12 protein-coding genes, 1 tRNA gene, 1 other RNA gene and 3 pseudogenes are annotated in these 12542 nt (G+C 64.6%); 9 read left to right on the forward strand and 8 right to left on the reverse strand.

Going from position 1 to position 12542, the window contains the following annotated elements:
- Window positions 1-95: 95 nt before the first annotated feature.
- Window positions 96-971, forward strand: a complete 876-nt coding sequence (gene gluQRS, locus HMPREF3044_RS09745; protein ID WP_231286114.1) for a tRNA glutamyl-Q(34) synthetase GluQRS — start codon at window positions 96-98, stop codon at window positions 969-971.
- Here gluQRS and HMPREF3044_RS09750 read toward each other — a convergent pair.
- Together HMPREF3044_RS09750 and argF are read right to left on the reverse strand one after the other, a co-directional pair.
- Window positions 955-1761, reverse strand: a complete 807-nt coding sequence (locus HMPREF3044_RS09750) for a ketopantoate reductase family protein (RefSeq protein WP_246821007.1) — start codon at window positions 1759-1761, stop codon at window positions 955-957. The two genes, gluQRS and HMPREF3044_RS09750, sit on opposite strands and share 17 nt — an antisense overlap.
- A 48-nt stretch (window positions 1762-1809) precedes the next feature.
- A complete protein-coding gene (gene argF, locus HMPREF3044_RS09755) occupies window positions 1810-2805 on the reverse strand; it encodes an ornithine carbamoyltransferase (protein WP_210400548.1) in 996 nt (331 codons plus the stop codon).
- 157 nt (window positions 2806-2962) lie between these two features.
- Between argF and pyrR the strand changes: the two genes are divergently transcribed.
- Both pyrR and HMPREF3044_RS09765 read left to right on the forward strand, forming a co-directional pair.
- Complete coding sequence (gene pyrR, locus HMPREF3044_RS09760; RefSeq protein ID WP_070741260.1) at window positions 2963-3502, forward strand: bifunctional pyr operon transcriptional regulator/uracil phosphoribosyltransferase PyrR; 540 nt, start codon at window positions 2963-2965, stop codon at window positions 3500-3502.
- Window positions 3502-4437 (forward strand): aspartate carbamoyltransferase catalytic subunit, encoded by a 936-nt coding sequence (locus tag HMPREF3044_RS09765; protein ID WP_070741263.1) that lies wholly within the window; start codon window positions 3502-3504, stop codon window positions 4435-4437. Before pyrR ends, HMPREF3044_RS09765 begins: the two co-directional genes overlap by 1 nt.
- 14 nt (window positions 4438-4451) lie before the next feature.
- Here HMPREF3044_RS09765 and HMPREF3044_RS09770 read toward each other — a convergent pair whose 3' ends face one another.
- Both HMPREF3044_RS09770 and ffs read right to left on the reverse strand, forming a co-directional pair.
- Window positions 4452-4907 carry a hypothetical protein gene (locus tag HMPREF3044_RS09770; protein ID WP_168167248.1) on the reverse strand — a complete coding sequence of 152 codons (456 nt, stop codon included), beginning with the start codon at window positions 4905-4907 and terminating at the stop codon, window positions 4452-4454.
- Window positions 4908-5014: 107 nt separating this feature from the next.
- Window positions 5015-5113: signal recognition particle sRNA small type (gene ffs / locus HMPREF3044_RS09775), an RNA gene on the reverse strand.
- Between the two features lie 126 nt (window positions 5114-5239).
- Between ffs and HMPREF3044_RS09780 the strand changes: the two genes are divergently transcribed.
- Window positions 5240-5324, forward strand: a tRNA-Ser gene (locus HMPREF3044_RS09780).
- Window positions 5325-5553: 229 nt separating this feature from the next.
- Here HMPREF3044_RS09780 and HMPREF3044_RS13435 read toward each other — a convergent pair.
- From HMPREF3044_RS13435 to HMPREF3044_RS12975, 3 genes and pseudogenes are all read right to left on the reverse strand, one after another.
- Window positions 5554-5971, reverse strand: a pseudogene (locus tag HMPREF3044_RS13435) (transposase family protein); the annotation flags it as partial.
- A 164-nt stretch (window positions 5972-6135) separates the two neighbouring features.
- Window positions 6136-6990, reverse strand: coding sequence for a 23S rRNA (adenine(2058)-N(6))-methyltransferase Erm(X) (locus tag HMPREF3044_RS09785; protein ID WP_011117480.1), 855 nt, complete (start codon window positions 6988-6990; stop codon window positions 6136-6138).
- A 99-nt stretch (window positions 6991-7089) separates the two neighbouring features.
- Entirely contained in the window at window positions 7090-7293 is a 204-nt protein-coding gene (locus tag HMPREF3044_RS12975) for an erythromycin resistance leader peptide (protein ID WP_256381094.1), read from the reverse strand.
- Between HMPREF3044_RS12975 and tetA the strand changes: the two genes are divergently transcribed.
- The 5 genes and pseudogenes from tetA to HMPREF3044_RS09805 all read left to right on the forward strand — a co-directional run bounded on the left by tetA (window position 7196) and on the right by HMPREF3044_RS09805 (window position 11465).
- Window positions 7196-8737, forward strand: coding sequence for a tetracycline efflux ABC transporter TetAB subunit A (tetA, locus tag HMPREF3044_RS09790; RefSeq protein ID WP_070741268.1), 1542 nt, complete (start codon window positions 7196-7198; stop codon window positions 8735-8737). The two genes, HMPREF3044_RS12975 and tetA, sit on opposite strands and share 98 nt — an antisense overlap.
- Window positions 8738-9624 (forward strand): annotated as a pseudogene (locus HMPREF3044_RS13665) (ABC transporter transmembrane domain-containing protein); the annotation flags it as partial.
- A gap of 219 nt (window positions 9625-9843) precedes the next feature.
- Window positions 9844-10543: pseudogene (locus HMPREF3044_RS13670) on the forward strand (ATP-binding cassette domain-containing protein); the annotation flags it as partial.
- A 21-nt stretch (window positions 10544-10564) separates the two neighbouring features.
- The gene (locus tag HMPREF3044_RS09800) at window positions 10565-11098 is read left to right on the forward strand and encodes a YbhB/YbcL family Raf kinase inhibitor-like protein (protein ID WP_005390941.1); all 534 of its coding nucleotides are present in this window, start codon (window positions 10565-10567) and stop codon (window positions 11096-11098) included.
- Between the two features lie 10 nt (window positions 11099-11108).
- Window positions 11109-11465 (forward strand): hypothetical protein, encoded by a 357-nt coding sequence (locus HMPREF3044_RS09805; RefSeq protein ID WP_005390939.1) that lies wholly within the window; start codon window positions 11109-11111, stop codon window positions 11463-11465.
- Here the strand turns inward: HMPREF3044_RS09805 and HMPREF3044_RS09810 are convergent.
- A complete protein-coding gene (locus HMPREF3044_RS09810) occupies window positions 11462-12541 on the reverse strand; it encodes a quinone-dependent dihydroorotate dehydrogenase (RefSeq protein ID WP_005390938.1) in 1080 nt (359 codons plus the stop codon). The two genes, HMPREF3044_RS09805 and HMPREF3044_RS09810, sit on opposite strands and share 4 nt — an antisense overlap.
- Window position 12542 lies beyond the last annotated feature (1 nt).

Raw genomic sequence — 12542 nt, forward strand, 5'->3', positions numbered from 1 at the left:
ATTTTTAAGCTCCGCATCTGGTCCTGCGGAGGGCTCCCGGGCCACCCATGAGGGTGGCCCGGGAGTTTTTGTCTGCACCGGCTACTGTTAGGGCTATGACACAACCAGCCGGACGCTACGCACCGAGCCCCTCGGGTGACCTGCACATCGGAAACCTCCGCACGGCACTGGCCGCATGGTTGGATGCGCGGGCATCGGGCAGACGCTTCCTCGTCCGCATCGAGGACGTCGACGAGCAGCGCAGCTCGCGGGAGGTGGCGGCCAGGCAGCTGGAGCACCTGGCAGCCCTCGGCATCGACTGGGACGGTGAGCCCGTCTACCAGCAGGACCGTTACGGCCTCTACGAGCAGGCGCTCACGCAGCTGGACACGTTCCCGTGTTATTGCACGCGCCGGGACATCCGGGAGGCCGCCCGCGCGCCACACACCCCGCCGAGTTTCTACCCCGGCACATGCATCGGTCGCACCGACATCCCGGAGATGGGGGATCGGGCACCCGCGATCCGCTTCCACGGCGGCGGGGAGATGACGCTTGTCGACGATCGTCACGGCACCGTCACCGGTCCGGTGGACCACTGCGTGCTTCGGCGTGGCGGGCGGGAGCCGGGGTGGGCATACAATCTGGCCTGCGTTGTCGACGATATAGAGCAGGGCGTGGACCGCGTCGTCCGCGGTGATGATCTACTCGCCTCAGCGCCGACGCAGGTGGCGATCATTACCGCCCTCGGCGCGACGCCGCCGACATACCTCCACGTGCCCCTCGTCGTGGGGGAGGACGGCGAGCGCCTGGCCAAGAGAAACGGTGCGACGACGCTGCCAGAGCTGACCCGCCACTGGTCCATCCGCGAGATCGTGGCGATGCTCGGCAGGTCGCTCGGCATCGAGGGAGCGAACACGGCCCGGGAGATGGTGGCGCGGTACAGCCCGCAGGCTATTCCCGCTGAGCCGTGGGAGTTTAGCGCCCCGCAATAAGGGCGTAGGCCAACCTGTGCAGCGGCACCGCTACGCCGTGTCGCTCCGCCTCGCGGATGACGGCTCCCACCTGGGCATCGAATTCCCCGGTAAGGCCGGCCATCCGGTCGCGCTGCATTGAGGTGGTGGAGCTGGCGGGCATGGCATCGGCGAAGGCGAGGGTGCGGGCGACCGCATCCTCCGGTATCGGTACTCCCGCACCGATACCGGCGTTGTGTACCTCGGTGATGAAATCCGTCAGCGACTCCCGGTACGTGGTGCGCAGGGTGCCGAGGTCGGCATCGGCGATGAGGCCAAGCGCGCCGCAGGGTTCGACGAACATGGCCTTCTCCCAGACGTCGACAAGCTCATCGTCCCGGACAGTGACGGTGATGCCCGTGGACTCCAGCGCCCGGGCAAGCGTCGGGGCACCGGGGCCCATGGTGAAGGAGCCGGGACCACCGTGCGTGGTGACCTCGGCGGGGCCGACATGGTGGAAATAGCCGCGCACCACGCCGGGCACGGTCCGTTCTTGGCCGACGACGGCGGCGATGAGCCGTGGAGCCTCGACGGAGTTCTGCGTCATCACAATCGGTGCATTCGTTCCGTCGAGGATTTCGGTAAGCGGCGCGCCCGTCGCCTTCGTGGCCAGCACGATGGCCGAGGCCTCCACCTCAGAGGCATGTGTCGCCACGGCAACCGGAACATCCACGCCGTCGGCACGGACCCCGCGCTCCCGCACCGCGCGGAGCGCCTCGCCACGGGCAACAACAGTCACATCCGCACCAGCCGCGGAGAGTTCGCTCGCCATTCAACACCCGACGGCCCCGGCACCAATAATCGCAATCGTCATAGCTGCCTACTTCAGCGTGGCGTACATGATCGCCTTGATGGAGTGCATGCGGTTTTCCGCCTCGTCGAAGACCCGGGAGCGGGGCCCCTCAAACACCTCGTCGGTGACTTCCATCTCGGTGAGCCCAAACTTTTCGGCGATCTCGGCACCGATGGTCGTCTTCGTGTCGTGGAAGGCGGGCAGGCAGTGCATGAAGATGGCGTTGTCGGCGGCCTTCTCCATCATCTCGGTGGTGACTTGGTACGGTGACATCGTCGTGATGCGGGATGCCCACAGCTCCTCGGGCTCGCCCATGGAGACCCAAATGTCGGTGTAGATGGCGTGGGCACCGGCGACGGCTTCGTCGACATCGCTGGTCAGCGTCACACTACCGCCGGTTGTGGAGGCGATCTCCGTGCATGTGTGCACGAGCTCGTTGTCGGGCATGTTCTCCGTCGGCCCACAGGCGACAAAATGCAGGCCTAGCTTGGCGCACACGACCATGAGGGAGTTGGCCACGTTATTGTGGGCATCGCCCATGAACACGAGTTTCTTGCCGGCGATGCCGTCGGGGAAGTTTTCCTCCAGGGTGAGCATGTCGGCGATCATCTGCGTGGGGTGGAACTCGGTGGTGAGGCCGTTCCACACGGGAACGCCTGCGTATTCGGCGAGCTCCTCGACAATCTCCTGCCCGTAGCCGCGGTACTCGATGCCGTCAAAGAAGCGCCCGAGCACGCGGGCGGTATCCGGCAGGGATTCCTTCTTACCCATCTGGGAGGAGCCGGGATCGAGGTAAGTGACGCCCATCCCCAGGTCGCGGCCGGCAACCTCGAAGGAGCAGCGGGTGCGCGTGGAGGTTTTTTCAAACAGCAGGACGATGTTCTTGCCCTCGAGGTAGCGGTGCGGGGTGCCGGTGAGCTTGAGTTCCTTGAACCGTCGCGAGAGGCGAATGAGGTAGCGGATTTCTGCGGGGGTGAAGTCCAGCAGTTTGAGGTACGACCGGCCGCTCAGGTTCATGGGCATGGGGTGGGAGTCCTTTCTGTTTCGTGGGTAAAGCATCATTGTACGGCGAAGATCGTGCTCCCGGTAGAGCTTCTGTTGCGCGCCCTGCGGGTCTATACTTAATCCTCGGCACTATCCTTTAACGGACCGCACAGAGAGGCGGGGAAGGAGGCGCTCGATGGTATCGGTTGTCGGTAGTGAAGAAATTTCACGGATGATCACCCACATCGCGCACCAGATTATTGAAAAACGTCGTTGCGACGGTGGCGAAGTAACCTTGTTGGGCATTCCCTCTGGGGGCGTGCCACTCGCGCAGCGCCTGGGGGAGGCCATCGCGGCCGAGACGGGGGTGTCGGTTCCGCTTGGGTCCCTCGATGTCACCCCCTACCGTGACGATCTCCGTCGTCGCCCGCACCGGGCGCTTCAGGAAACTGTCTACCCTCACGGTGGGGTGGAGGACAAGGTTGTTGTGCTTGTCGACGATGTTTTCTCCACCGGTCGCACGATTCGTGCGGCTCTTGATGCACTTGCCGACGTCGGTCGCCCCCGCCGCGTCGAACTCGCCGTTCTCGTCGATCGTGAGCAGCCCGAATTCCCCATCCGCCCCGACTATGTGGGCACCGCCGTCGCTCACCTGCCGGAGGACGCAAACGTCGTTTGTGAGCTCCAGCCACTCGACTCCGCCGACCGAATCACCTACTCCGAGGAACACAAATAATGAAGCACCTAATCAGCACCGAAGATCTTTCTGCTGAGGAAATCACCTACCTTCTGGATCAGGCGGACGAGTTCCGCAACACGCTGTCCGACCGCGAGATCCGCAAGCTCCCCACCCTCCGTGGGCGCCGGGTGGCCTCCCTGTTCTACGAGAACTCCACGCGCACGAAGAACTCCTTTGAGACAGCCGCCAAGTCGCTGAGCGCCGACGTGCTCAGCATCTCCGCCGCCAGCTCCTCGGTGAAAAAGGGCGAGTCCCTGCGCGATACGGGCCTGACGCTCACCGCCATCGGCGTGGAAGCTTTCATCCTCCGCCACCCCTCCTCGGGTGCGCCGCAGCTGCTGGCCGGGTGGGTTGCCCCCGACGGTGTCGGCCCCTCCGTTATCAACGCCGGTGACGGCTCTCACCAGCACCCCACCCAGGCGCTTCTCGACGCCGTCACCATGCGCCAGCACCTCGGCGACGTGAAGGGCAAGACCGTCGCCATCATCGGCGACCTCCTCCACTCCCGCGTCGTGCGCTCCAACGTGGATGTCCTGTCCATGCTGGGTGCCCGGGTGATCCTCGTCGCCCCGCCCACCCTCATGCCCGCCGGCGTGGAGACGTGGCCTGCCGAGACCTCCTATGAACTCGACCCGATCCTGAAGGATCTCGACGTGGCGATGCTGCTGCGCGTCCAGGAGGAGCGCATGCACGGTGGCTTCTTCCCCTCCGACCGCGAATACCGCGCCCTCTACGGCATGACCGCCGAGCGCCTAAACAAGCTGAACAAAAACGCCCTCATCATGCACCCCGGCCCGATGATCCGCGGACACGAGATCGACTACGCGGTTGCCGATGCCGAGCAGACCGTCGTCCTCGAGCAGGTCGCCAACGGCGTCTACCTCCGCATGGCGGTCCTCTTCGCGCTTCTTTCAGGAACGAACGAGGTCTAAAGCCGCGCTGGAATCTAGCGGTAAGAACTCGGATGCGATCCAGGATCGGTCCGAGTTTTCTTTTCTCTGCCCTTCCGAACTACCGCGCCGCCGAGCAACAACAGCGCCGCTACATCGGCGCAGGCAAGCCCGATGGCGATGGCGAGAAAGCCGAAAATGTTGATCGCGGTCTCCCCGTTGAGGACGAAGAAAGAGGCGACACCCGCCACGAGCAAAGCGATGCTCAGCACATACGAATACGTGAGGGGGCTGCGGCCGGGTAGTTGCAGGGCGGTGAACGTTCCCCACGACGCGAGGACCGCGCCGAGCACCAGAAAAACGGGGTAGAACCAGGGGGCAGCGAATAGCGGCACGACAGAATCATCGGAAAAGGCCGTCGCCACCACCGACGCCCATAGTCCGCCAAACATCGCGGTGAGCAGCAGTGAAGAGATGAGTGGAACGGCGAATCGAAACATTGGTTGCTCCATGGGGTGTAGAAATGTCGTGCCCGCCTCGATCCCTCCCACGAGCGTGAGGCGGTGGCGTGTGCGCCCAAGGATACACGCACACGCCATAAGTCCGCTGCGCCCCGAATAGAAAAAGGGGACCCCACACACCCGGTAGAGCTCGTTGACCCTTGCTGCATTCCTGCCCTGGGGGAGTTCACAAGATAACCGCCGTGCGGGATCCTGGTTCGTAAGTGTAACGGATTAGGCGAAGAAATGAAAACAGGCCATCCTTGTTTCTCCGGCCTGCCGTCTGCGGGGCGTTGGCCAGGCGTTTTGTGTTTTACCCCTAACATCGTCTACTCTTCTTTCTCGGAGGATTCGACTAGCGGCCTATGTCGCACGCCTGGAACGCGTGTTGGGAGCAATCCCTCAGGGGTTCAAATCCCCTATCCTCCGCAGTGAAAAATCCCCGGTTCTTCGGAACCGGGGATTTTCGCATGTCGAATGGGGTTTTCTGCAACTCGCAATGTTGGAGCTAAACCGCACGCGTGGGGATTGAGGGTGTGAATCCCACTGTCGTGGGTTTGATGAGGTAGTCGATGTTGCGGAAGCTTTGGCATCGGCGTGCGTTGTGCTCCGTACGTTGTTTCAAAAACGGGTTTCATCAAACGGAACAAAACCTGGGACACTTCATATCCCACCCCAGGCCTAATGACTTGGGTGCAGCGGCAACGCTCATCCGATTTAGGCAGAGTCGTTGCAGGATCCAGTGGGTCACCTGGTCCGTGGTCTTTGAATTGTCGGGCGCGCAGGCAAGGCCAGCACGGAAGATCTTCTGCAAGCAACGCTTGTTGGTGCACCGGTAGCGTGGAAGGCGCACATGAAGTTGTTGGGTGGCCGACGATGGGCAGATCGACCAGGCTGCGGATGACGTGGTCGCGGAATACTCCAGGCTGCCCGCAGGTAGGGCATTCATTGATCGGCTCGACGGGTTCGGCTTCAATAACAGTGACGTCACCGTTTTCTGTGGCACCGGTGATAGTAGTTCCTAGTTTTGCGGTGCGGCAGATGGTATCGACGATGACATTTCCGTTAGGCTGCACAGTAGGTCCTTAGTTTTGTACGGATGGATTAGATACCTTTTTCCTACAAAGCCAAGGACCCCAATATCTTGTGCCACGCCCGAACCCCCGGCGAACTAATCAATGCACTCTAAAACCGGAAGAGCCCTTTTAGTACTACTGGTGGATTTCGGTTTTGGTGGGGATTAACGCCGCCGGCTTCGGTTTTTCCGTTGAGGAGGTCGTTGACTACTTCCCGATGGTGAAATGGGTCGATGGTGAGGTAGAGAGGAACCAGTCACCTGGAAGAGATCGATCCAGTCGTTGGTGTGCAATCTGGGAGGTAGGGTCGCGGGGTCGATTCCTCGCGAGCGCAACCATGATTGTGTTTCTGAACGTGATGAAAACAACCCTGCCCTTCGGAGAATTTCCCCTATCCCGCGTCCCCGGGCGGTGAAAACGGTGTGCACCATCGCCTGAAAGGCTTTGCGTTGCTCTATCGGGATCTTCGGGTCACCCACCCGGCGGATCACTAAGATCCCCCCGTCAACGTTTGGCTGTGGCCGGAAAGCAGACCTTGGTACTCGGGAACCAAGGTGAAACGTGAACCATGGGGACCACTGAGCTGTCATCATCGTGCTTGCGCCTACCCCGGCCCGGCGGCGAGCGACTTCCCACTGCATGAGGAGTACAGCGTCAGTCCATGCTGGCGCATGCAGCAACTTTCGAAGAATGGCAGTGGTGAGGTGAAAGGGAATGTTTCCCACAATGACGCAGGGAGTGGCGGGTAACCGGAAGTTAAGGAAATCATCATGGACCACTTCGACCGCCGCCGAGGAGGTTTCTTGTGTGATTTTGGCAGCTAGTTTTGCGTCCACTTCAACTGCCGTTATCGCCCTCCCCAAGTGGGCCATCGGGTGAGTGAGGGCACCGCTTCCTGGTCCGATCTCAATGATGGGGCCGGAGGTTTGTTTCACAAGGTCGATGATGGAGTTGATGATCTTGTGGTTGGTGAGAAAATTTTGGCCATGCTCGTGACGGCCGTGTCCGTATGCAGACATCAGGTGTGCTCCTTGGATTTGAAAGGGAGCCGGGCATGACAAATAGACGCCCGGCTAAAGGACCGGAGCGGTTTTTAACCTACGGGGTAGGAAACCGCCTTAGCGGTTGGTGCGCAACCGCAAGAAAGCGGTACCTGAAATCAACATGGGTCTAATTATATCCAATATTGCTAGATTTTCCAGAATGATGCCACCGCCGCGCAGAATGAAGACGTACAGCTGGTTCGTCCCGCCCGCGCCGCCAGCGGACGATCCGGCGCGGCTCCACCCGGCGCGCTGGAGCAGCGGGAACCGCGTGGTCAGGGACATGGTTGGCGCCTACCCGGGCGTGCTGGTGCTGCACATTCTGAGCTACCTCATCGGCTCCGGCATCGCCGCGTTTGTGCCGGTGGTGGTGGGCATGATCGTGGACGGCCTGGTGGGGGAAGAAAAGTTCAACGCATGGTGGCTCTTCGCGGTGCTGGTCGGCATCTTCATCATCCAATTCATCGGCGAGGCCACCGGCGACGGCCTGGCCACAGCCTCGGTGCGCCGCGTGACCCACAACGCGCAGCAGCACCTGTCCTCGGGCGTGCTGCGCCGCGGGGCGGGAGCGATGAGCCCCGGCACCGTACTCAACACCATCGACGCGGACGCGAACACCGTCGGCCGCTACCGCGAGCTGCTGTCGTTTCCGCTCATGGCCATCGGCTACGCGGTCTGCGCGATGGTGGCGATGTGGTCGGTCTCCCCGTGGATCTCACTGGCCATCCCGGCCAGCGCGCTGATCATCGCTCTGTTCGCCGCGTGGACCGCGGGGCCGGTGACGCGGGTGTCGTTGAAGCGTCGCGCCGCGGAGGCGGATGTCGCTGGCTTGGCCACGGATGCGTCGCAAGGCATTCGCACCGTCAAAGGCCTAGGCGCGGGTGCAACCGTGGCAACACGTTTTCACGCCGAAACGGCGAAGGCGAAGCGCTTGATGCTCACGCACCTGCGTGTGGAGGTGTGGCTCGGTTTCGCCAGGTTTTGCGTGGCGTGGCTGTGCAACCTTGGCATCGTGGGCTTGAGCGCGTGGATGACGCTGCGCGGGGAGATCACCCCGGGGCAGCTGACATCCGTGGCACTGTTGGTGCAGCCTGCGTTGACCATGGCGGGCTTCGCGTTCGGCGACCTGGCCAGCGGGTGGGGCAGGGCCGTCGCGAGTGGCCAGCGCATCGAGCAGCTGCACCACGCGGGCGACGACACCGCGGGGCCCGAGCTAACAGACACACCGGTCCCAGGCGCGGGGCTGTGGATTCTCGAGCCGGCGGAGCGTTCCTACGCCACCGCCGCCGCGTGGGCGCAGCGCGCAGACGTGCTGTTCCCGCCGCACACCGTCAACGTGTTTGAGGGCACCATCGCAGACAACGTGAACCCGCGCGGGGATGTGCCGGAGGACGTCGTCAAGCAGGCGCTCGCCGCCGCCCACTGCCAAGACATCCTCCGCAGGCTCGGCGGTATCAACGAAGCAGGCGAGTTGCCGGACGCGCCGCTGGGGGAGGCCGGCCTGAACCTTTCCGGCGGGCAGCGCCAGCGCGTCGCGCTTGCCAGGGCGCTCGCCGCCGACCCGGAGGTGCTCATCCTGGACGACCCGACCACGGGGCTCGATTCCGTGACACAGGCGGACGTCGTGGCAGCCGTCGCCGCGCTCAGAGCAGACAAAACCACCGTGGTCATCACCGGAAACGCCGCGTGGCAGCACGCTGGAACCGAATTGGAGGTGGCGTAGATGGCGCCCGATTACGCACGCACAGACGCGGTCGCACCCGCAAGTGTGAAGGAGACCTTCGCGTACCTCTCGGCGCTGCCCAACGCGCTGGACAGACGCTGGTGGGCGGGTCTGCTGCTCATCCAGGCGCTCATCGTCGCCGTGTACACCACGCAGTCGAACCTGTTCGGGCGCAGCGTCGACCCGCTCACCGGAGGCGAGGTGCCGCTACTGGGCACCGGCACCCGCGCCTTTGTGTGGACTGTTGGACTGGCGTTGGCCTGCATGCTCGTCGAGATGTTCCTGCGCGCCCTCGGTAACTACGTGGTGGGCCTCAAGGTCGCCCGCGCGTCCATCGACTTGCGCCGTCGCTGCCTCGACGCGATCCTGCGCGCACCTGTGCCGCGGGTGATGGAGCTCGGCACCGGCAACGTGATCACACGCATGACCAAGGACATCGACGACGTCGTCCAAACCATCACCGCCATCGGCTCGCGCGTGCTCACCACCGTGTTCGTCTTTCCGATCACGTTTATCGGGCTTTTGCTTATCGACGTCCGCTTCGCCTTGATCCTGCTTTTGATCTGCATCTGCACGTACCCGTTCGCCCGCGCGGTGGTCCGCGCCATCCCGGATGCCTCCAACGCGGTGAGCGTGGCGGAGGCGCGTCGCAACGCGGTGCTGCTGGATACCGTCCGGGGCCTGCCCACGCTGCGCGCCTTCGACTTGGAGCGCTGGGCGTTGGCACGGATGCGGCGGACCTCGTGGGGCGCGGTGGAGGCGGAGATGGACCGTGTGCCCTGGTTCATCCGGCTCACAGGCATCGGCCAGGTCGCTTTCGCCGCGTGGGTGCTGCTCACGCTTGGCGTCGGCGCGTGGCTCGCGTCGGCCGGAGTTGTCACCCCGGGCCAGGCGAGCGCTGCGGTGTTCATGGTCATCCGCGCAGAGGTCATGGTGTTCAACGCGCTGTTCTTCGTCGGCGAGTTGCAGGGCGCTGCCACCGCCGTGGGTCGCGCGGTGAGCTTGGCCAAGCTCGCGGACGGACGCGACGCCACGGCCGTGCCGGCGGACCTTGCTGCACTCGTGGATGTGGAGGTGGACCACGTCTCGTTCGCCTACCCGGGCGGCGCCAACGTGCTGGAAGACCTCTCTGTCACGCTCGAGGCCGGAACAACCACCGCGCTGGTGGGCACTTCGGGCGCCGGCAAGTCCACGCTCGCCGCGCTCATTGCGGGGCTGGTGGAGCCCACAGCTGGGAGCATCCGGGTAGGGGCCGTGGAAACCTCGCAGGTCAGCGACACGTGGACCGCCAAGAACGTCACCCTGCTCACCCAGGACGTCCACCTGTTCGCCGGCACCCTGCGCGAGGACCTCTCGATGGCCGCACAGGATGCGACCGACGCGGACCTGCTGCGGGCGCTGGCAAGTGTCGGGCTCGACCCTGAAGGCACCCAGTTCGCGCGCCTGTTCCCGAAGGGGCTGGACACCGCCGTCGGCGCAGGCGCGGAGGACATACCCCCGGAGGTGGAGCAGCAGCTCGCGCTCGCACGCGTGGCGCTGTCGGGCCCGAAGGTGCTCATCCTGGACGAGGCCACAGCGGAAGCCGGCAGCGACGCCACGAACGCGCTGGAGGACGCCGCCGCGCGGATCACCGCAGACACCACGGCACTGGTGGTGGCGCACCGCCTAGACCAGGCGGCGGCCGCGGACCGGATCCTGGTCATGGACGCCGGGCGCATCATCGAGGACGGCACCCACACCGAACTCGTCGCCGCCGACGGGAGATACGCGCAACTGTTCGCTGCGTGGAGTGGCGGCGGTCACTAACTCTCCGGTAGGAATGGGGACATGACTGCAAATTATGTTTCCGACCGTTTCCCCGGCCCCGACCCGTACGCCGCGCTGGCGGACGTGCCGTCCTTCGACATCACGTCCGAGGACATCGTCGACGGCGAGCGCCTCGCCGACTCGCTGGCCGGCGACAATGCCACTAGCCCGCAGCTGTCCTGGTCCGGCGCCCCGGAGGGCACCAAGACGTACGCTGTGACCTGCTTCGACCCGGACGCGCCGACCGCCTCCGGGTTCTGGCACTGGTCCGCGTTCAACATCCCGGCTGACGTCACCGAGCTGCCCGCCGGCGCGGGCGCGAAGGACGACCTCGGCGTTGGCGCTGTGGTGCTCACCGGCGACAGCGGCGTCAAGGGCTACTACGGCGCGAACCCGCCGGCCGGCCACGGCCCGCACCGCTACCTGTTCGCCGTCCACGCGGTGGACACGGAGCTTCCCGCGGACGAGATTGCCAACCCCACCCAGCTCGGCTTCAACCTGAACTTCCACTCGCTCGGCCGGGCAATCATCTGGGGCTGGTACGAAAACCAGTAAGATTCGCCGAATGGTTCCAGTGCAACTCCGCGTCGGCGGCGCGTTCATGGGCATCGCACTCGTGCTCGTGCTCTACGCCGTGCTGGCGCTGCTTCGAGGCGACGCCGCGTTCCCCGTCACCCCGCAGGTGCTCTCCATCATCGTGGCGGTCGCCATCGTCGGCGCCTTCGCCACCTACAACACCAAGCAGGAAGGCTCACGCACCCAGGTCGGCGCGCTAATCGTGGCCGTGGTGCTCATCGGGCTCGGCTTCATCGCGCCCGACACCGAGCTGATGGCCACCACGCCGTTCTGGCTGATCGGCTGGGCGCTCGCCGCCGGCCTCTGCGCGGTGGTGCTGCGCCGCAGCGCAGCCGGACACGCTTAGAGCGCCTTCCACTCCAGCCCGCTGCCCACGGCCTGCTCGATCGAGTCCAGGCCGTGGGCTTTGATCTGCGCGGCGATCCCGCGGTGGATGCCGCGGATCCAGCCCAACCCGCCGTAGATGAACGGGGTGTAGCCCTGCAGCAGGCTCGCGCCCGCGGTGATGCGCTCCCACGCCTGCTCGGGCGTGGAGATGCCGCCGACGCTGACGAGCACCAGCTTGTCGCCGACTCGCTCGTGGAGGCGCTTGAGCACCTCAAGCGAGCGGTTCTCCAACGGGGCTCCGCTGATGCCGCCCGCGCCCATCTTCTCCACCTTGGAGGCGGGTGTTTTCAGCCCGGAGCGGGAAATGGTCGTGTTGGTGGCCACAATGCCGGCCAATTCCAGCTCGACGGCGAGGTCAGCCACGGCGTCGATGTCTTCGTCGGAAAGATCCGGCGCGATCTTCACCAGCACCGGGGTGGTGGTGGATTTCTTCACCACTTCCAGGATCGGGCGGAGTTCCTCCACCGCCTGCAGGTCGCGCAGGCCCGGCGTGTTGGGGGAGGAGACATTGACCACCAGGTAGTCCGCAAGCTGACCCAGAAGCGTCGAGGTGGCGCGGTAATCCGCCACGGCGTCCTCGGAGGTCTTGTTCTTACCGATGTTGATGCCCACCACGTCGCGGGAGCGCCGCGCGCGGAGGTTGTCGGCGACCACGAGCGCGCCCTTGTTGTTGAAACCCATCCGGTTCAAAATCGCCTTGTCCTCCGGCAGGCGGAACAGCCGCGGCGTGGGGTTGCCCGGCTGGGACTTCGGGGTCACGGTGCCCATCTCAGCGTAGCCGAAGCCGATCGCGCCCCAGGAGTCGATCGCCTCGGCGTTCTTGTCAAAGCCGGCCGCCAGCCCCAGCGGGGCGGGGAAGTCCACGCCGAAAACGGTTTGGCGCAGCACCGGGTCGTGCACGCGCACGGCCTTTTCCATCACGCGGTTGACCGGGGTGGCCAGGTGCAGCGTCTGCAGCGCGCCGCTGATGATGCCGTGGATGCGCTCCGGCGGCAGCAGGAACATGAGCTTGAGTGCGCGGTCGTAGAGCGTCATG

The organism is Corynebacterium sp. HMSC073D01 (assembly GCF_001815555.1).
GTDB classification, from domain to species: Bacteria; Actinomycetota; Actinomycetes; order Mycobacteriales; family Mycobacteriaceae; genus Corynebacterium; species Corynebacterium glucuronolyticum.